This window comes from Moorena sp. SIO3H5, from assembly GCF_010692395.1.
Classification (GTDB): domain Bacteria; phylum Cyanobacteriota; class Cyanobacteriia; order Cyanobacteriales; family Coleofasciculaceae; genus Moorena.
Window position 1 is genome coordinate 15515 of record NZ_JAAHHS010000028.1, and the last position, 17753, is coordinate 33267.

Below are 17753 nucleotides of genomic sequence, written 5' to 3' on the forward strand. Positions count from 1 at the left end.
AAGAGGATTAAGTTAGCAGAGTTAACTTAAATGATACAAAACTTGACTCTAGGGTTTACTCCCTACGTCAGCTGTCAGCTGTCAGCCGTCAGCTGTCAGCCATCAGCTGTTTTCTATCAAAACTTCCTGAAATGTGAGAACCCCCGTGCTTTAGCCGGGGGATGAAACAGACGGCTGGATTCATCCAGTCGTGTCCTCTATTTGGCTTCTAACCCAGCGTTCAATGAATTCCCCAACGCTAGTTCCGGAGTCTTTAGCTGAAAGTTGTAACCATTTCCACGCGGTGTCCGTCAGCATGATTCCATGTGTCTTTTTTAGCTCATCATAGTGAACTGGAATTCCTTTCATTCTTTTTTGAGTTTTTCTCTGATTCATGGTTGACGTTATTAGAACATTCGAGTATACTAAAGCTATTTTATAAATGAATTTCAAGACTATCAATGTATAAGACAATTCCAATGAAGGCTATATTTTCAGATGAAGAAATAATCTTCTGGAAATTTCAATGTGAGCAATCAAATAGCCTAACTAATAGTGCGTTATATTATGTTAGACAAAAACACTATAAATCACTAGAGGAACAAGAAGCTTATAATACCTACTGGAATGGAGACGAATTCAGGTGTGGATGGCGAACCCGAAAATGTATTACGAAATATCCTGAATTGGATAAAGCCTTAAAGATGTCACCACATTATAAGGCTATGTGTGCTCAATCTGCCCAACAAACCTTGAAAACAGTAGGGGAATCATTAAGTAGTTACAACAAATTAGTTGATATTTATTATTTAGGAGAAGTAGATAGACCTAAGTTACCTAGGTACAGAAAATCCGGAGGTCTTGCTGCTGTTACATTTCCCAGGCAAGCTCTCACATATAAAGATGGTTTGTTTTATCCTTCTGTCAGTAGAGAGAGTAAACCAGAATTATTAACTCAAATATCATTAGAACCTCCTAGTTTCATAGATCCAGAATGGGTGAGAGAAGTCACAGTTCGTCCCTGCTATGGTCAACTATGGATTGATTGGGTGATCGATGACGGGAAACAACCGATAGAAGATAATCCTACACTGGATTACTCTCAAGCGATTGGAATAGATCATGGTGGAGATAATTGGTTAACCTGCGTCTCAACCTTAGGAAAAAGTTTTATCATTGACGGTCGAAAATTAAAGTCAATAAACCAAGGATATTGTCGTCTAGTAGCTAAGTACAAACAAGGAAAGTCTGAATTTTATTGGGATTCAAATCTTGATTCGCCGAAGGCGACGCTACGCGAACGGATTCAGAGGAAGCGCAATAATCAAATGAGAGATGCCATCAACAAGGCTGCTCGATTCCTCATTAATCGTTGTCTAAATGATGGCATTGGAAACCTTGTAATCGGCTGGAATGAAGGGCAAAAAAAACGCTCTAATATGGGAAAAAGTGGAAACCAAAAGTTTGTCGCAATCCCTACTGGAAGATTAGTTGAAAGATTAAAACAACTTTGTCCAGAATACGGAATCAATTTAATAATTACTGAAGAATCTTATACAAGCAAAGCGTCTTTCTTAGATGATGATTTCTTGCCGAAACACGGTGCAAAACCCGAAGGCTGGAAACCATCAGGAAAACGAGTTAGGCGTGGTCTTTATAAGACGTTAGACGGAAACCTGATAAATGCTGATTGTAATGGTGCGGCAAATATCATCAGGAAAGTAACCACACAGTCAATTAATTTGACCAAGGTGGCTAGAGGGATTTTGACAGTCCCACATAGATATGATTTGTTCACTCACTTGTCCAGATCCTATCGAATAAAAGGTGAAGTCGCACGGGTTTACCCTGCGACGTAACAACCTTTGAGAATCCCCCTTGCTTTAGCCGGGGGAGATGTCAACTTCAATCAGATCGATCTGGCTGCTACTTGGGAAGTAAGCGAACAGCGATTAGCGCTACTTGAGGTGCGTGCGCCTTCAGTTATGAGCATATGCTTACCTTCTATCTACCCTTTACCAAAGATAGAATTTCCAGGCGCTTCAAAATCTTCACTATAAAAGAATTGATCAATTAACTCGATATGTTTTTCTTTAGTAATGGAGTCATCATCCTTTAAATTGAGCCGTTTAAATACCTCATTAGCCAAATTTTCATCATGTCCTCTGGTGCGATAAAACTGTCTGTATTCCTCCAAATCTAGTTGGTCATCCCCATTACTATCAAATACGCTAAAGACGAAACCGGCGATGACCCGTATTTCCGCTTCATAAACCCCTTGGTCTTTAAGGATATTCTCGATATATACCAACCATTCCTCCAAAGATATCCTGTTGTCACGATTAGTGTCTGCAAACTTTTGCATACTATCCCAACGAGACATTAACTTCGATTGCAAGGAATTGTAGTTGGGTGAGCCTGGTTCCCACCCGCCAACCTGGGAGTAGCTTTCTAGGAACCGGTCAAAATCCGCTTGTTCAATGAAACCGTTATTGTCGGCATCATACATTTTAAATAATCTTGGTAATTTCTGCTTCTGAAATTCAGTTAGCATAATTAATTTATCCAGGGATGACTAAATTCAAGTTTATACTAGGTTTACAGTAGGATAACTAGTCGAACACAATTAATACACCCTTGGTTACAGCAACAGCTCATGGTCAGGGTAAAAATAGCGTCAGCTAATAGCTGAATGCTTACAAAACAGCTAATCTAGCCTTAGTTAATACTTCTAAACAATACTCTTTGTCAAGGGTTTGTTTATAAATTTTAATCAAACCCCCAAGGTGTTGCTGTGATTGGTATTTGGTAATTTACACTTCTCTACCAGAGGTAAAATTAACCTTTGATCGTTGTTTGTAAAAGTTGGTGATATGCTCTGCTGCGCTGTATGCGATCGCTAACTAGATAACGCCCTTTCTAAACTTAGAAAATTATCAAACGTTATGATTAAAAACCATTAGAGATCTGATCATGATTTATCACTAGATTAGTGATAAGTTTTTATGATATATTTTAAAATGCTATAGTAAATGTAGTGTAGGGTAAGTTAGGAACCGGATCACCCTGATTTTATTAGTAGCCAGTGTTGGGATATTCCGTCCGGAAATTTTAACGGGCAAGATGCCCATTCCAGCAAGATTCCCATTCCACCCACCAGCTCAAAAAGCTTTTAGGAGATGCACCCCTTTCGGATTTATTTGCAATAATAATCCCTAGTTCCTTTAGCATCCAGGGAGTCTCCCAGGCGATTCAAAGCATGAACATAAGCAGCTGTGCGCATGGAAACTGCTAGTTCCTGAGAAAGTGACCAAATTGTTTCGGTTTCTTCCACCATTTTCTCTTTGAGACGCTGATGGACTTCATCCAGCTTCCAATAGTGTCCACTCCGGTTTTGTAACCATTCAAAATAGCTAACGGTGACTCCTCCAGCATTAACCAAGATGTCAGGAAAAACATAGATGCCTTTTTCTTCCAAACGATTGTCAGCGGTAGAGGTTACTGGTCCATTGGCTACTTCAAAGATATAGTTAGCTTTGATATTATCAACGTTTTCTTCAGTAATTTGGTTTTCCAAGGCAGCAGGAATCAAGACATCTACATCTAACGCTAAAAGGTCTTGATTAGTAATGACTTCATGCTCAACAATATTGCAAACGCTACCTCGACAGTAAACGGCTTTAATGCCTTGACTGGATGTTTTGTATTGGCGAATACTAGGAATATCTAAGCCTTTTTTGGCATAAATACCCCCTTGAGAATCACTGACAGCGACAACTTTATAACCTGCTTTAGCTAACAGTTGCGCTATCACAGCACCAGCATTACCAAATCCTTGCACCGCTACGGTGGTATTTTGAGGCAGCTGGTCAAATTTGGGCAAAATGGATTCAATCACAAAAAACGCGCCAGTAGCGGTAGCGGTATCGCGACCAATACTTCCTCCCAAGGCCAAGGGTTTACCTGTGACGACCCCTGGACTGATTTGACGGCGAATGACGCTGTATTGATCCATCATCCAACCCATAATCATGGAATTGGTGTAAACGTCGGGAGCGAGAATATCAATATCAGGCCCAATGAAATCTGCGATCGCATCGATGTAACCACGACTTAAGCGTTCCAACTCCAGCTTGGATAAGGCTTTAGGATTTAGAGTAATTCCCCCTTTACCACCGCCGAAAGGCAAATTTAAGGTAGCACATTTAAAGGTCATCCAAAAGGCTAAGGATTGGACTTCATCTAAGGAAACATTGGGATGATACCGCACTCCCCCTTTTGCTGGTCCCCTGGTAGTGTCATAGCGAACCCGGTAGCCCTGAAACATCTGTAACGAGCCATCATCCATGCGGACTGGGATGGAAACGCTCAAACTAGATTTGGGATATTTTAAGCGTGCGATCGCATCTTCGGAAATTGACACATATTTCAATGATTTCTGCAATCGTTTACTGGCATCAGCAAATAATGACTCAGACATGGCCTTATTTCTCCAGCTAACAATATTTACCATTTACCCAGTCGTGGTTATTTAATTTAATCACAAAAAAACTGTATCTTTTGTTACATTATGCTAAGCTTGACTGGTTTAGACTAAACCTCTTGCCAAACTAACGACGCTCATGATTGCACTCCTCGCCGCCCTCTCAGCTTCCGCTGCGGCAGGAATGAGAATTGCCCTGCCCCTGTTGGTGATTGGTTTGCTCCACAGTGACCAACTCTGGTCGAAGGTACCGTTACTGTCATACATTCATCCCCCAGTCTTGCTGACTATCTTGACAACTTGGTCATTGGTGGAGCTATTTGCCTCGAAAAATCTATTAGGACAGCGAGTCTTGCAAATAGTTCAGCTAGTCTTGAGTCCTCTGGTAGGGGCAATTCTTGGTATTGCTGTGACTCAGTTTGCTGAAGAACTAACGGGATTTGTCTGGGTAGTGGGTATTGTCGGTGGTTTATTAGCCTTTGTACTCCAGTTAGTTCAAGTGGGATGGTTCTACCGTTTGCGTGGCTTACCTCTGTGGGTAGTGTTTCTTCAGGATTTTCTGTGCGTAGTTTTGATAATCTTAGCTTTTGACGCTCCAGAACAAGGAGGATTAATTGCTTTGCTGCTACTGTGGTTAGCGATTCGCAGTGCTAAGCATTGGTATCGTTGGTATGTTCGAGGGAAGCGTTCCCGTATCAGCGATCAAAGCCATGACCAGAATCCTGACTGAAGGCGTTGAAACTCAACGATTGACTACATGCATCTCAGATTCTTTATAGCGAGTTCCAATGACAGGGTTTTGTGTAGCAACGGTTTCAATTCTAGTAAGTTCGTCAGGGGTTAATTGTAGTTCAGTAGCTGCAATATTCTCTTCTAAGTAACGGCGGCGCTTGGTGCCAGGGATGGGAATAATCTGATTTTCTTGTGCTAACAGCCAAGCTATGGCTACCTGCGCAGGTGTTGCACCTTTGGATTGCGCGATCGCTTTCACTTGTTCAACCAAGCGCAAATTCTGTTGAAAATTTTCCGGTTGGAAGCGAGGTAAGCCCTTACGCAAGTCATGATCAGCCAAATCTTCTGGCTTAGTAATCTGTCCGGTCAAAAATCCCCGTCCCAAGGGACTAAAGGCTACAAAACCAATGCCCAGTTCTTGTAGGGTTGGTAGAATTTCAGCTTCTGGATCTCTAGTCCAGAGAGAGTATTCCGATTGCAATGCTGTCAAAGGATGAACAGCATGAGCCCGTCGAATCGTTGGTGCTGCAGCTTCCGATACACCAAGATAGCGAACTTTGCCCTGTTTAACTAGGTCTGACATTGCCCCAATGGTATCTTCGATGGGAACTTCGAGATCCACACGATGTAAATAATAAAGGTCAATTGTATCAATGCCCAGTCGTTGCAAAGAAGCATCACAGGCTTGTCTGACATGATCTGGTTTACCATTAATCAGCCAAGCCCCTGTTGTTTCCGAGCAAACATATCCACATTTAGTGGCGATCGTAACTCGATCGCGATAAGCCTTCAAGGCAGTTCCAACTAATTTTTCGTTAGTAAACGGACCATACACATCTGCCGTATCAAACAGTGTCACCCCAAGCTCAACAGCTTGTTGAATGGTTGCAATAGCTTCTTGTTTGTCGCATTTACCATAAAGATCGGATACTCCCATGCAGCCTAAGCCGATGGCAGACACTTCCAATCCTGGGCGACCGAGTTTCCGTGTTTTCATATAGCAATCCTATCTGATTCATCAAAGAAATGGGCTGCTTTAAGGCAGAAGGCAGAAGGCAGAAGGCAGAAGGCAGAAGCTAGAAGTAAAGGAGTAATGTTTCTTGGGTAATGGTGTTTTATAACTAATTATCTACTCAGGATATTACTTAACCTGAGTAGATAATTTTGGGCTAATTTCAAACTGCAACTGTGAACGGTAGAAACAAACATCAAATTCCATAAAAAAGTTAACTTGTCCCAAGATAAGCGGCACATTGGTAGCTTGTGTCCAGGCAAATACCAGTTGTACAGGCTCAAACTGGCCAACAACGGCTTGTGCAAGCACAACACGCGCTTCATACTGAGCCAAATTTCCCGTCAAATTCAGTGCTGTTGTTTGCCGTTCCCAGTCGTATCCAAGCTCGACCCCTATCAAATATGGCAGTACATTCACACTTGCCCCAGTATCCAACAGCCCGGATGCTGCCTGTGAATCCTGTTGATAAACTAAGGTAAAAGGCAAATACGGGCGAAAACTAGCTTCGCCTAAGGCTGTATCACTGGAAACAAATGGATATCGTTCAGGATTACCCATGATCTTGAGCTTTGGCAGCCTGTAGCACTTTTAACATCGTATCCGCTGCCTCAACCGCATCATAAGGCGACGACACTGGGTAAGACTGGTCAGGTTTAATTAAATCCGTTTCTTGTTGGGCTAGTTCCGAAATCAGAATCTGTATGATATAGAACTTGTCTGAGCGACTCAGTTCTCTCAAGGTCGAGATTAGTTCTGATGAAACCATAAAAAACTTCGGTCAAGTCGAGCGTACCTTTCTATTCTAATAGTCCTCGTCCGCTGCCATGAAGTTTTATTTGCTGGACTTCAGTATCTATTAATGCTTCAATCTATTTAACCTGATAGGTCCAGATTTCTACAGGAGTCTTCTGGTTAGTATTAGGGTGGGAATAATATTTATCCCCGCGCTCGATTAATTGCCATTGACCTGATGACTCTAAGTTAGCCATCTTTGCTTGAAAATCTTGGCTGCTTTCGTAAAAATCAGGGCGCATTGTAAAAATTATATAACCTTCTGGTTTAGTAATGCGAATTAACTCATCAAAAGCATGACTGGGAGCATGATTATAAGTAAATACTCCAACATTGATATTGGCATCAAATGAATTCGATGAGAAGTCTAAAGGCTCTCCCAAAACTTGCTGATATAACTCGCTATAGACATTCTTTTGACGCGCTTTATTCAACATTTCCTGGGACATATCAATAGCAACTAAGTGACGGTAGCCTTCCTGGTATAGCCTTTTACCAACCAAGCCTGTTCCTGCCGCAGCATCTAAAATTTTTGCACTTTTAGGGATGCGCTTGAGAGCAATTTCGGCAACTTTTTGTAGTGATACGTAGTCGCCATCACCAGTAAAATCCTGATCATACTCCTCTGCCCATCTGTCATAGTTCGCGATAAGTTCTTGATTATTTTTAGAACTGTAAACTTGACTGACTCTATCTGTTATACTCATTTGTCTTGCTTTAATAATATTATTGTGTTATGGGAGTTTAAGTGGTTACTGATTCTTCAAAAATTGCTATCTTTAGCATATATCATTTCTCTGCATCTAAGTTTATGAATATTACACAACAGCTTGCTTATTTTATACATAAAACTGAATATAAATATTTATTTACAAAAAAAGTTACAAATCTAGCCAAAAATGCCATTCTGGATACCATTGGGGTAACTTTGGCGGGAGTCAACACACCTGTTGGAAATATCATGCTTAACTATGCCAAGACTCTAGGAGGAACACAGCAAGCCAGTGTCTTAGGTAGTGGTTTTAAAACATCCCGCAAAGAGAATGATAATCCTTGTAAGGGAGGGAGAGGAAGGGTAAAATTGAATAAGGCAGCAAAAGCTGTGGTCATTGTTGACCCCCACTCACCATAGCAATAGCCTAAAGTTAGGGATGCAATCTGGCACTTCCATGAAAATCTCTCAAATTTCTGTCTATCAAGTTACCTTACCCTTAAAACATCCTTACAGACATTCAGGAGGACGATTGTATGCTGACAAACTTGATTCTACCATCGTTGCCATTGATACTGATGAAGGAGTTCGAGGCTGGGGCGAAGGATGTCCCTGGGGATCAGCTTACTCGGCTGCTTTTGCACAAGGCATTAGAGCTGGAATTAAAGAATTAGCTCCCCAACTGATTGGACTTGATCCCAGGCGTACTGATTTGATCTATCGAACAATGGACATGGCGCTAGTTGGGCATCTCGATATTAAATCAGCATTGGATATGGCCTGTTGGGATATTCTAGGCAAAGTGACTGGTCTCCCCTTATGTGAGCTGTTTGGTGGTCGTATCGACCAAGCCATTCCCATTGAAACCTCAGTTCCCACAGGTACACCAGACGAAATGATTGAATCCATTGTCAGGGGACAAGAACAGGGCAACACGATCCATAGCTGCAAGATTGGGTCAGACGTAGTCCAAGATCTCGAAAGAATCAAAGCGATCATGACCCATCTGCTCACCAACGAAAGTGTAACTTTTGATGCAAATGGCGCTTGGCTGATAGCTGATGCCCTGCAGGTGATGAACACTGTCACCGTACCAATTTTGTACTTTGAACAGCCCTGTAAAACCTATAAAGAGTGTTTGCAGGTGCGTCAATTAACCCGTCATCCGATTATTTTGGACGAATGCATTCAGCACTATAACGATGTTGTCTGTGCTCATACTGATAAAGCTTGTGAAGTGATCAAACTCAAAGTTGGTCGTGTGGGTGGGTTGAGCAAGGCGAAACGCATCCGAGATTTTTGTGTGGAAACAGGGATACGGATGAATATTGCAGCAACTGGTGGCAGTGTGATTGAGGATACGGCGGTAGTTCATCTAGCTCAATCTACCCCAGCAACCCATTTACGCGGCGTCTGCTTAATCGATGATATGGTCACGATTAACACCGCTATGGGTGGAGCACGGAATCAAGGGGGGAAAACCTATGCACCAGAAGGAATAGGACTGGGTGTAGAGCCGATACCCGATGTTTTGGGTAAAGCGATCGCAATCTATCAATAGACGATTAGCGTCCTGCGAAAATTAAGGTGGAAGCTCCCCCCAGAGGGCTTCCACCTTAATTTTCGGACGGCTCTAATAGGCGATTACCTGATAGATTTACTTCTCAGGAAAAGGATGGATATTCATGTAAGGCTTATCAATCTCAGGTCTGGGCTTATAAACTTCTGCCTTATTTTCCAGAGCTGCACCATAAGCACCCTTCATGATCACAGAATCAGGCAGTTTATGCAAAGGCCGATAGCAATGATGCTCCTGACCTTCGCGGATAAAGGGTTCATTCAAGACCGCATTATAACCACAGAAGATCATGGTACGGGATCGATCGCTGCGGTTAGGGGGAGAACCATGCAACACATTGCTGTGGAAAAATACAGCATCTCCGGGTTCCATGTCACAATTGACAATTTCCATCGTTTCCATTGCCTTCTGCACTCTTTGAGGATCTGTTCCGACCGTATTCCCCATTTCGATCACTTCCATACGTCCTAAAACATGGGAGCCTTTCAGCATCTGAAGACAACCATTCTCTAGGCTGCAAGGCTCGATCGCAATGGCACAAGTAATGAGCTGTGGAGAAAGACAGTGATTGTAGTACCAAGATCCATAGTCTTGATGCCATTCAACCTGACCACTGTTGGGCAACTTCCGACAAATTTTGGAATGCCAGTGGTAGCAAGCTTCCCCCAGCAAAGCCTCCGCACCGTCCACAATACGGGCAATGCGAGGGAAAACCCCAAGTAGAGAGTCCCCAAGCTCTGCCCAATAGAGGATGCTGTAGGACTGACCTGTGCGGTCAAACGTCTGAATTTCTAAGGGCGCGTATTCATCTACATGAGTAATGAGTGAGCGATGCAAAACTTCAGTTTCTGCAGACTGGAAAAAGCCTGGAACAATCAGGAAGCCATCCCTATGGTATTGGGCAATTTGGGCTTCCGTTAACTGGTAAGAGAATTCATATTTTTGGTCAGATTCAGATTGATTAAGTTGAGAATTCGATAGCATTTTAGTTAAATTATTATTGTTTAGAGTTGTGGATAAAACAGAGGTTTAATAAAAACCAGAGTCCTCCATCTTGTTGCTTCATTGAGCTAAGGTTAGCCGAAAACATCTCGCTAATTTCACTCTTTCGCAACTTCATAGACCCAAATATTATACATCAGTTCTTGAGTTGCTTTTGGCCACATTGGAAATGGTTCTGTTTTTTCTAATAATTTCCAATCACCAGATGCCTCAAGCGCATTTTGTTTGTATTTAAAATCACTGGCTTCGTAATAATCAGTACGGAGGGTAAATACAATGACTCCACCTCGGTGCGTCACCCGGATGAGTTCATCAAATGCACGACTCGGTGCATGACCTGGAGCAAATACACCTTTGGCCATAATTGCTTGATAGGTATTGTCTGTGAATTCTAAAGGCTCACCTAATGTTGCTTGATAAAGTGAAGTATAGACATTTTTCTTCCGGGCTTCTTCCATCATTTGCAAGGAAATATCTAAGCCATCTACATGGTAATAACCCTGTTGGTTCAATAGCGCTCCAACTAGTCCTGTACCCGTTCCAACCTCTAGAATTTTTGCATCAGTCGGAACGTATTTGATAAAAGTTTCTACGGTTCGTTGGGGGCCTACATTGCCAAAAACTTCTTCCATCTCTTGATCGTAATCTTGAGCCCATTGATCATAACGTCTAGCAAGTTCTTCTATGTTAGGTGCATCATAGACCCACTGTGCCTGTTCGGGAACTTGATCTTTAGTGTTCATGATTCTTACACTTATATGGTGTTTAATTCAACAGTAGATTAGACCTGTCCGGTAATTAAGGTAGAAGTCCTCCTTCCGAGGACTTCTACTGCCTAGATTGTATAACTATTTGCTTGATTAATTAACTAAAAATTACTCAGTTTCAACGAAGCTTCTTCAATATCTTCTCGATATCCTAAAGCACTTAAACGTAAATATCCCTCTCCACAAGAACCAAATAGGCAACCTGGCATCCCTGCAATTCCTGTTTGTTGCAGTAGCCGATTGAAGAAATCCAAAGATGAAAGTTGGTCGGGAGCCTTCACCCAAATATAAGGACTATCAATGCCTCCAAAACAAGTGAAACCATTTTTATCTAATGCGCTTTTCAGTAAATAAACATTCTTGAGATAGAACTCAACGATTGCCTTAGATTCCTGTTTTCCTCTCTCAGAAAGGGCTGCAATGCCAGCAATCTGCGCGAGATTAGAAGCTCCCCAAAACTTGATTGACGATCGGGCATTCCACATCTGATTTAACTCTCCTGGAAATGAATTTTTAACTGTTAGTTCATGGGGAATTACACACCATCCTAACCTTAGACCTGCAAAGTTAGCGACTTTAGAGAAACTATTAATTTCAATTGAGCACTGTTTTGAATTTTTTAGTTGATAAATGCTTTTGGGAATATCTGGAGTTTGAACAAATTGACTATAAACAGCATCGAATATAATAACAGACTGATGATTCATCCCATAATTTACAAATAAATTTAATTGTTCAGACGTAGCAACTGCACCTGTTGGATTATTTGGAAAACACAAATAAATTAAGTCGATCGCTTGTTCAGGCACTTCTGGCAAGAAACCATTGTCCTGATCACAATCTAAAGTGAAAATTTGATGGCGGCCTACCGATAAGTGACTTTCAGAAATATAGGGATAGGTTGGATTTTGAATGCCAACACTATCATCCACAGAGAATAGTTCTTGAATATTCCCCAAACCTGATTGGGCTCCATCCAGGATAAAGACTTCTGATGGATCTAAACTCACTCCCAAAGGTTGATAATGATTGCAGCAAATGAGTTCCCTTAGCTGTGATTTGCCTGCTACAGGTTCATAACTTGTGTAGGTCTTAAGATCACCCAAACGGGTGACACCTTCTCTCAGCTTCTGAATAACAGTGGGTGATAAAGGTTGACTGGTATATCCAAACGTCATTAGATATAGTTTCCGTTGAGGATGTAACAGCTTAAACTCTTCTATCTTTTGAAGGACTGTTCCATATAATTTGTCACTGGAATTGTATTGATTCAAGACGTAACTAAGATTAAGATTTTTACTTGCCATAGAGTGTTTACTTGTACTTTATGAACGATAAGTTGACCTAAATCTTGTTGCTCAAATTCCCATAAATTTAACTTTCAATGCAAATAATAACATCTGCAATCTGGGCACCTTCTTCAATGTTAAATTCTGTATAAAAGAATTTTTTTCCTGTCCTTGAAATAATTTTTTTAATTAAGAAAACTCCTCTGAATGAGTGATTATTGACTTGTTTATAAAAGCGAGTATTAAATTTTACAATTAGTGTTTTCTCATCTACGATCGTTGGAAAGAAATAATCTACATCAACTGGTTCTAAATGATATAGTCCATTGATTAAGACGTTTGATAACGTCGCATACATAATTTGTTCATAGGTAATAACAACCTCTGCGGCATTCAGATGATACTTTCTTCCTTTAACTGCATAGCAGGTACTCGGAACAGAGAAGTAACCAAATGATTGTTGATTATCTACATCTAACTCTAACTCCTTTAGGTATTTGCACTCTTCTTCATACACATCTAGAGTTAACTTGAGTAAGTCATTTTTATTCATAATTTATTGATTTTAACAAATTCAGTTTAGCTAATTTAAGTTATTTTCAGTTGATTTAACATTCATTTGTCAGTAAATGGACAGTCCTATATTTTAACCTTGCCCTCGGCTGAGAACTCGCATTTTAGACATTAAGTCATCTGTATCTACATAACAGCCAATTAGATACCGCGATCCACCGCTGAGATTAAAGTGAGTACGGGCATGAAGGATACGACGATTGTCAAAGGCGATTAAATCACCTGGCCGTAGTTTGAAGCGGACTTGATACCGACTTTCTTTGACACGTCGGTACCAGGTAAGCAGAGCATTATAGGAGGCATCGACCTGATTGTAGGGCACTCGTAACGTACCTCTTTGGTAAGTAATGCTGCGCACTTCACCGATCTGATTATTGTGATCGAGTACAATTATTGGTCCTTCAACACGATAATCTTCTTCTTTGGTACTATACTTCCATTCCCAAATCGTTTCACAGAAATTGCGAAAGACTTCTGGCTCTGAGCGACGCAAATCCTCTGCCACCCGAAATGCATCCACAAAAACATTCTCCTCAGAATTTTGGGAAAGAGAACACAGCATGGAACACCTCAAGAATCAATTGACTCCGGTTTGGAATTTTACCATACTTGAGTCTGTATTATTGATCAATGTTGAGAAGAAGCCAACAGACACTGGTAATTTTAAGCTGTCGTAGGATTTTTACGGCTCACGGGGGTACAATAGGGATATAACAGGGCAAAAATAGCTATTTTATCCCCAAAAAGTCCTATTTTTTTGATATTTGGCGATTTACCGAGGGAGGATTTCAAGAAGCCGCAATTCTAAACCCAGCATGTTGGTAGAAGTAGGGACGGAACCAGTTACGATAGAATGTTGATGCTTCTGTTCCAGTAGTCACCCAAGCACCACCAAGCATCATGTTATGTTGGGTATCAAAGAAGGGAGCAGAATAATCTTCATAGAGCCGATGGGGCTTGAATCCTGGTAGCGGCTTGAAGTCATCACTGAGCCACTCCCATACATTCCCCCGCAGGTCATAGAGTCCAGCAGGACTTTTAGCAGTTTCTAACATACCCACTGGGCTAGGTGAGCCAAACTTGAGATTTAGATTGTAATCCTGTATCGCAAAGGGGTCTTGCTTGAGAGTTGTGCTACTTTCATCCCTGCCAGCAGTGGCAAGATTCCACTCCCCTTCACTCATCAAACGAATCCCTTTACCCTTCCAACGACAGTAAGCCATAGCTTCATGGTGATTCACTTCAACCGGCCAATCGAGAGGAAGGTCAATCTCGTCAAACAGCGCTCGATATTTGTAGCCACCATTGGTAGGTATCCAGAATTTAGGGTGCTTGATATTAGAAGTTGTCTTCCAAATCCAGGATTTTTTATCCCAGTAATCTAGATTATCGTAGCCATTATCATTTACAAATTCCAGAAATTCTCCATTGGTAATCAGATACTCACTAGCGAAAAACGGTTTAACCTCTACCGAACGATTGCCATATTCACTATCCCAGCCATAGGTAGGATAATCTTCTGGTTTACCAAGTGCTACCGAACCCCCAGAAACTTGGAGCATTTCATTCCTCGAAACCTTGCCATTAGAAACAGCATAATTCCAGCTCTCAGGATGTTCAAGCCGCTCTACAGGCAGTTGTCGGATCAGCATCGAAGAGGTTTCAAAGTGGGTGCGACTGTGTTCAATTCCCATCATCAGCGCCCAAAGAGGATGATTTTGATGAATTGGCAGATTCAGAGGAGTCTTTTCGATAGTTTCTATAACCACCCCATACACTTGATCTCGATACCGCCAAACTTCTTCCACTGTCGGCCAGTGGATATCTTTGGTTGCTTGATCGAGTTCTTCAGGAGTTTCCGGGTCTACACCAATCTCAAACAGGATTTCATAGTTAGGATTAATGGGTTTATCTAATAACCCAACCCCAAGGAATTTATTGATGTAGAATACAGCCGAGTGACCCAAATAGAAAATCAGACGGTTTCTTAATGGGTCGGGACTGATATAGAATGTTTCTTCCCCAACCAGACTTTTCATCAGAACATCTTCGAGTTCCCATGAATTCTTAAAGTAATTGATAATGGTTTTGCGACTACAGGTGTCAAGGCGAGGGAATTGAGTAGATTGGAGAGTATCCATGGTTTGAGTTTCAAATACTATTCGTAAACTTAGGGGTGTGTATATTCAGTGGTCAGTGGTCAGCCGTCAGTGGTCAGTGGTCAGCCATCAGCCGTCAGCTATCAGCTGATCGCTTACACGTCGATTACACACCCTGTATCTGAAACAGGAGTAAACCAAACCATTGCTTGGTATCAGTCCAAGCCTGAACTGTTTTTAGTCCCCGATCGTTTAGATAGTGCTCCATCTGCTCCAAATTGAATTTGCGAGAAATTTCTGTAAGCATGCTTTCTCGTGCTTGGAACTCAACCGTTAAATCCAGGCTGGCTAAGCGCACAACATGGGTTTCGTGGCAATGTAAATACATCTCAATCTGACTTTCCGATTGATTATAAATGGCCTGATGGGTAAAGCGATCGAGGTCAAAATTTCCTTGGAAACGCCAGTTCAGATGTGCCAGCATATTCAGGTTAAATGCTGCAGTCACCCCCTGAGTATCGTTATAGGCAGCTTCCAGAATCTCCTTCGGTTTTTGTAAGTCAATGCCCAGCAAAAAGTAATCTCCTGGTGCTAGTAAAGCTGTCATTTTATCAAAAAAGCGATCGCACTGTTCAGGAGCAAAATTTCCCAAGCTACTACCCAAAAAGAAAACCATCCGTCTCGGTAATGGTGTTGGAGTTAATTGGCTAAGAGCCTGTTCATAGGTTCCCACCTGACCCTGAACCTTTAACTTAGGATAATCCAACAACAGCTGCTTGGCACTCTCTTCAAGAATCTCCCCACTCACATCAATAGGAACATAGCGCAACGGATATCCCTGATTTTCATAGGCATCCAACAACAAGCGAGTCTTGGTAGAGCTGCCACTACCCAGTTCCACTAATTCGCAAGCTCCTGTTAATTGGGCTACTTCTACAGCATACTGTTGTAAAATTTCTGCTTCTGTGCGGGTGAGATAATATTCCGGTAACTCGCAGATTTGCTCAAATAATTGTGAGCCTTTTTGATCGTAAAAGTAACGAGGTGGCAAACATTTTGGCCTTTGGGTTAATCCTCGAATGATATCTTTGCCTTCATCTGTTAAAGTAGGCAATTTGGCACTACCGAGATAGTTAATTCCTAGGCGATCCTCACTGAATCTCAGATTCTCTGTGGTCTCTTGAAAAGTTGTTGACATAATACTATTTTAAATTTAGTTTTCCAAAAACAATTTTCCAAAAACAGTACATTTATACTGCTTAATACATGATATGATTAACACCGGTTAAGATTACCATAATTTTTACCAGTTTTGAATAGCTATTACTTTGGACAGCGAATCCAAGAATTTAGCTATAGTTTGTCGATTCTGAGGGCAGGGCAAACGCATCTATCTAAATTAATCTAAATTAGATTTACAAATAAGTAATAGTGTGATACAAAGCAAAGTTAACTTGAGCACCAAATATGAGATAATGAATTCATCACTAATTTTGAGGAGTTGAGTGGTCTAACAGAAAAACGGCGTCTTGATCCAAAGCGCGAGTGGGTGAAACCCCCGTAATACATAACCGCAGGATAGGGAAGACTTGTCTTGATGCACTTAAAATTAGATAGATTAATCACAAAAAATAAAAATAGATGACATTAACAAATGATAGTTTTACCGATGGATTTTATGATTCAGTAGGCACCCTGGAGAGCCTGCAAGAATCTGCGATCGCATACTTATGCTCAGATCCAACATTAAAGCTCGTCAAACTCGACGACCAAGAATATAGGGAAGGGCAAATTACGTATCGTAGTCGGAATAAGGAAACAGAGATGATGCTTGACGCGACACTTCATGCTATAGACGAGAAGATGTCTTCACAACAGCATTACACTATCCTTAGCATCGGTTGTGGGATCGGAATTTTTGAGAAGCCTTTTTTAAAAAAGCTTCTTTCTCTAAACAAAACTATCCATTTTGTTGGTGTTGACCCCAATAAAAAAGAATGCCTGAAACTCAAAGAATGGTGTCGTGAAGTAAGTGCCGAAAAATCATCAAAATTTAGTTTCAATATTTATCCAGTTGGTTTCGATACATTTGAATATACCCAAAATTTTGACATTATCTTATTCATTAATTCTCTCTACTATTTTTCAGAAATTGAACCGTCAATTTGCAAAAGTAATCAACTTCTTAGGGAAGGAGGGATGATTATTGTAGGAATAAACCCCAAAAAAAAGTTACTAAATAAACCTTATTACTACATCAATCAGCGACTTTACATAAAACCTAAATGGTTTGCCGAGGATATAGAAAAATTACTCATTGAAAGCAATATTTTATTTCGTAAAGAAACGATGGAGTTTCCAGTAAACATTAAAGAGTGTTTTATCAAAGAGTCTCAAGTTGGTAAACAGTTGCTGGATTTTATAGTTGGTGCCAACACAGCATACTTTTCCCCCTTACAATTGCGACTGCTCTTAGACTACTTTGGCACTTGTGCGCAAAAAATAGAGGGGGGAGAAATAATGATTCCACACTCCATAATTTTATTTTTTATTGAAAAAGAAAGGGTATCCGCTTAAAGTGGTAAAATTTTAACGGGACAGTGTGCCGCTCCACCGTACAGCCTTAAGTTAGTTAGTAGCCAAAATAAAATATATCCTACATCTGAAACAGCCATTAAACAAAACAGTAACAATCTCAAGCCTTTTTAAAACTACTATCAAAAAAGTAATC

General features: G+C 41.0%; 19 protein-coding genes. 6 read left to right on the forward strand and 13 right to left on the reverse strand.

Features of this window, described 5'->3' with window-relative positions; all coding sequences use genetic code 11:
* The first annotated feature begins 30 nt into the window (after window positions 1-30).
* Together F6K52_RS05000 and F6K52_RS05005 are read left to right on the forward strand one after the other, a co-directional pair.
* The gene (locus F6K52_RS05000) at window positions 31-165 is read left to right on the forward strand and encodes a hypothetical protein (RefSeq protein ID WP_293074903.1); all 135 of its coding nucleotides are present in this window, start codon (window positions 31-33) and stop codon (window positions 163-165) included.
* Between the two features lie 275 nt (window positions 166-440).
* Window positions 441-1838 (forward strand): transposase, encoded by a 1398-nt coding sequence (locus tag F6K52_RS05005; RefSeq protein ID WP_293074906.1) that lies wholly within the window; start codon window positions 441-443, stop codon window positions 1836-1838.
* A 149-nt stretch (window positions 1839-1987) separates the two neighbouring features.
* Here the strand turns inward: F6K52_RS05005 and F6K52_RS05010 are convergent, their stop codons facing one another.
* Both F6K52_RS05010 and F6K52_RS05015 read right to left on the reverse strand, forming a co-directional pair.
* Window positions 1988-2533, reverse strand: coding sequence for an EF-hand domain-containing protein (locus tag F6K52_RS05010; RefSeq protein WP_293074909.1), 546 nt, complete (start codon window positions 2531-2533; stop codon window positions 1988-1990).
* A 642-nt stretch (window positions 2534-3175) separates the two neighbouring features.
* The gene (locus F6K52_RS05015; RefSeq protein WP_293074912.1) at window positions 3176-4459 is read right to left on the reverse strand and encodes a Glu/Leu/Phe/Val dehydrogenase; all 1284 of its coding nucleotides are present in this window, start codon (window positions 4457-4459) and stop codon (window positions 3176-3178) included.
* A 142-nt stretch (window positions 4460-4601) separates the two neighbouring features.
* Here F6K52_RS05015 and F6K52_RS05020 point away from each other — a divergent pair, with 142 nt between their 5' ends.
* The gene (locus tag F6K52_RS05020) at window positions 4602-5192 is read left to right on the forward strand and encodes a DUF4126 domain-containing protein (protein ID WP_293074916.1); all 591 of its coding nucleotides are present in this window, start codon (window positions 4602-4604) and stop codon (window positions 5190-5192) included.
* A gap of 12 nt (window positions 5193-5204) precedes the next feature.
* On the opposite strand, the gene F6K52_RS05025 is transcribed toward F6K52_RS05020, so the two are convergent.
* From F6K52_RS05025 to F6K52_RS05040, 4 genes are all read right to left on the reverse strand, one after another.
* Window positions 5205-6191: an aldo/keto reductase gene (locus F6K52_RS05025; protein WP_293074919.1), complete on the reverse strand. Its 987-nt coding sequence runs from the start codon at window positions 6189-6191 to the stop codon at window positions 5205-5207.
* A gap of 144 nt (window positions 6192-6335) precedes the next feature.
* Window positions 6336-6767, reverse strand: coding sequence for an aspartyl protease family protein (locus F6K52_RS05030; protein ID WP_293074922.1), 432 nt, complete (start codon window positions 6765-6767; stop codon window positions 6336-6338).
* Window positions 6760-6975, reverse strand: a complete 216-nt coding sequence (locus F6K52_RS05035; RefSeq protein ID WP_293074925.1) for a hypothetical protein — start codon at window positions 6973-6975, stop codon at window positions 6760-6762. The genes F6K52_RS05030 and F6K52_RS05035 overlap by 8 nt, the downstream gene beginning before the upstream one ends.
* Before the next feature lie 103 nt (window positions 6976-7078).
* Window positions 7079-7708: a class I SAM-dependent methyltransferase gene (locus F6K52_RS05040; protein ID WP_293074928.1), complete on the reverse strand. Its 630-nt coding sequence runs from the start codon at window positions 7706-7708 to the stop codon at window positions 7079-7081.
* Window positions 7709-7749: 41 nt separating this feature from the next.
* Between F6K52_RS05040 and F6K52_RS05045 the strand changes: the two genes are divergently transcribed.
* Entirely contained in the window at window positions 7750-8133 is a 384-nt protein-coding gene (locus F6K52_RS05045; RefSeq protein ID WP_293074931.1) for an MmgE/PrpD family protein, read from the forward strand.
* Window positions 8134-8170: 37 nt separating this feature from the next.
* A complete protein-coding gene (locus tag F6K52_RS05050) occupies window positions 8171-9274 on the forward strand; it encodes a mandelate racemase/muconate lactonizing enzyme family protein (protein WP_293074934.1) in 1104 nt (367 codons plus the stop codon).
* A 96-nt stretch (window positions 9275-9370) separates the two neighbouring features.
* On the opposite strand, the gene F6K52_RS05055 is transcribed toward F6K52_RS05050, so the two are convergent.
* The 7 genes from F6K52_RS05055 to egtD form a co-directional block, all read right to left on the reverse strand.
* Entirely contained in the window at window positions 9371-10276 is a 906-nt protein-coding gene (locus F6K52_RS05055; RefSeq protein ID WP_293074937.1) for a phytanoyl-CoA dioxygenase family protein, read from the reverse strand.
* 116 nt (window positions 10277-10392) lie between these two features.
* Entirely contained in the window at window positions 10393-11037 is a 645-nt protein-coding gene (locus F6K52_RS05060; protein ID WP_293074939.1) for a class I SAM-dependent methyltransferase, read from the reverse strand.
* 125 nt (window positions 11038-11162) lie between these two features.
* Window positions 11163-12368 (reverse strand): LL-diaminopimelate aminotransferase, encoded by a 1206-nt coding sequence (locus F6K52_RS05065; protein ID WP_293074941.1) that lies wholly within the window; start codon window positions 12366-12368, stop codon window positions 11163-11165.
* A 67-nt stretch (window positions 12369-12435) separates the two neighbouring features.
* Window positions 12436-12903, reverse strand: coding sequence for an FcoT family thioesterase (locus tag F6K52_RS05070; protein WP_293074943.1), 468 nt, complete (start codon window positions 12901-12903; stop codon window positions 12436-12438).
* 93 nt (window positions 12904-12996) lie between these two features.
* A complete protein-coding gene (locus tag F6K52_RS05075; RefSeq protein ID WP_293074945.1) occupies window positions 12997-13485 on the reverse strand; it encodes a TauD/TfdA family dioxygenase in 489 nt (162 codons plus the stop codon).
* A 226-nt stretch (window positions 13486-13711) separates the two neighbouring features.
* A complete protein-coding gene (gene ovoA / locus F6K52_RS05080) occupies window positions 13712-15064 on the reverse strand; it encodes a 5-histidylcysteine sulfoxide synthase (protein ID WP_293074948.1) in 1353 nt (450 codons plus the stop codon).
* A gap of 124 nt (window positions 15065-15188) precedes the next feature.
* A complete protein-coding gene (egtD, locus tag F6K52_RS05085) occupies window positions 15189-16220 on the reverse strand; it encodes an L-histidine N(alpha)-methyltransferase (RefSeq protein ID WP_293074951.1) in 1032 nt (343 codons plus the stop codon).
* A 443-nt stretch (window positions 16221-16663) separates the two neighbouring features.
* Between egtD and F6K52_RS05090 the strand changes: the two genes are divergently transcribed.
* Window positions 16664-17599: a class I SAM-dependent methyltransferase gene (locus F6K52_RS05090; protein ID WP_293074954.1), complete on the forward strand. Its 936-nt coding sequence runs from the start codon at window positions 16664-16666 to the stop codon at window positions 17597-17599.
* The last annotated feature ends 154 nt before the right edge of the window (window positions 17600-17753 follow it).

Coding starts and splice junctions, on each gene's coding strand:
- F6K52_RS05000 (WP_293074903.1), top strand. CDS start 31: ATGATACAAAACTTGACTCTAGGGTTTACTCCCTACGTCAGCTGTCAG.
- F6K52_RS05005 (WP_293074906.1), top strand. CDS start 441: ATGTATAAGACAATTCCAATGAAGGCTATATTTTCAGATGAAGAAATA.
- F6K52_RS05010 (WP_293074909.1), bottom strand. CDS start 2,533: ATGCTAACTGAATTTCAGAAGCAGAAATTACCAAGATTATTTAAAATG.
- F6K52_RS05015 (WP_293074912.1), bottom strand. CDS start 4,459: ATGTCTGAGTCATTATTTGCTGATGCCAGTAAACGATTGCAGAAATCA.
- F6K52_RS05020 (WP_293074916.1), top strand. CDS start 4,602: ATGATTGCACTCCTCGCCGCCCTCTCAGCTTCCGCTGCGGCAGGAATG.
- F6K52_RS05025 (WP_293074919.1), bottom strand. CDS start 6,191: ATGAAAACACGGAAACTCGGTCGCCCAGGATTGGAAGTGTCTGCCATC.
- F6K52_RS05030 (WP_293074922.1), bottom strand. CDS start 6,767: ATGGGTAATCCTGAACGATATCCATTTGTTTCCAGTGATACAGCCTTA.
- F6K52_RS05035 (WP_293074925.1), bottom strand. CDS start 6,975: ATGGTTTCATCAGAACTAATCTCGACCTTGAGAGAACTGAGTCGCTCA.
- F6K52_RS05040 (WP_293074928.1), bottom strand. CDS start 7,708: ATGAGTATAACAGATAGAGTCAGTCAAGTTTACAGTTCTAAAAATAAT.
- F6K52_RS05050 (WP_293074934.1), top strand. CDS start 8,171: ATGAAAATCTCTCAAATTTCTGTCTATCAAGTTACCTTACCCTTAAAA.
- F6K52_RS05055 (WP_293074937.1), bottom strand. CDS start 10,276: ATGCTATCGAATTCTCAACTTAATCAATCTGAATCTGACCAAAAATAT.
- F6K52_RS05060 (WP_293074939.1), bottom strand. CDS start 11,037: ATGAACACTAAAGATCAAGTTCCCGAACAGGCACAGTGGGTCTATGAT.
- F6K52_RS05065 (WP_293074941.1), bottom strand. CDS start 12,368: ATGGCAAGTAAAAATCTTAATCTTAGTTACGTCTTGAATCAATACAAT.
- F6K52_RS05070 (WP_293074943.1), bottom strand. CDS start 12,903: ATGAATAAAAATGACTTACTCAAGTTAACTCTAGATGTGTATGAAGAA.
- F6K52_RS05075 (WP_293074945.1), bottom strand. CDS start 13,485: ATGCTGTGTTCTCTTTCCCAAAATTCTGAGGAGAATGTTTTTGTGGAT.
- ovoA (WP_293074948.1), bottom strand. CDS start 15,064: ATGGATACTCTCCAATCTACTCAATTCCCTCGCCTTGACACCTGTAGT.
- egtD (WP_293074951.1), bottom strand. CDS start 16,220: ATGTCAACAACTTTTCAAGAGACCACAGAGAATCTGAGATTCAGTGAG.
- F6K52_RS05090 (WP_293074954.1), top strand. CDS start 16,664: ATGACATTAACAAATGATAGTTTTACCGATGGATTTTATGATTCAGTA.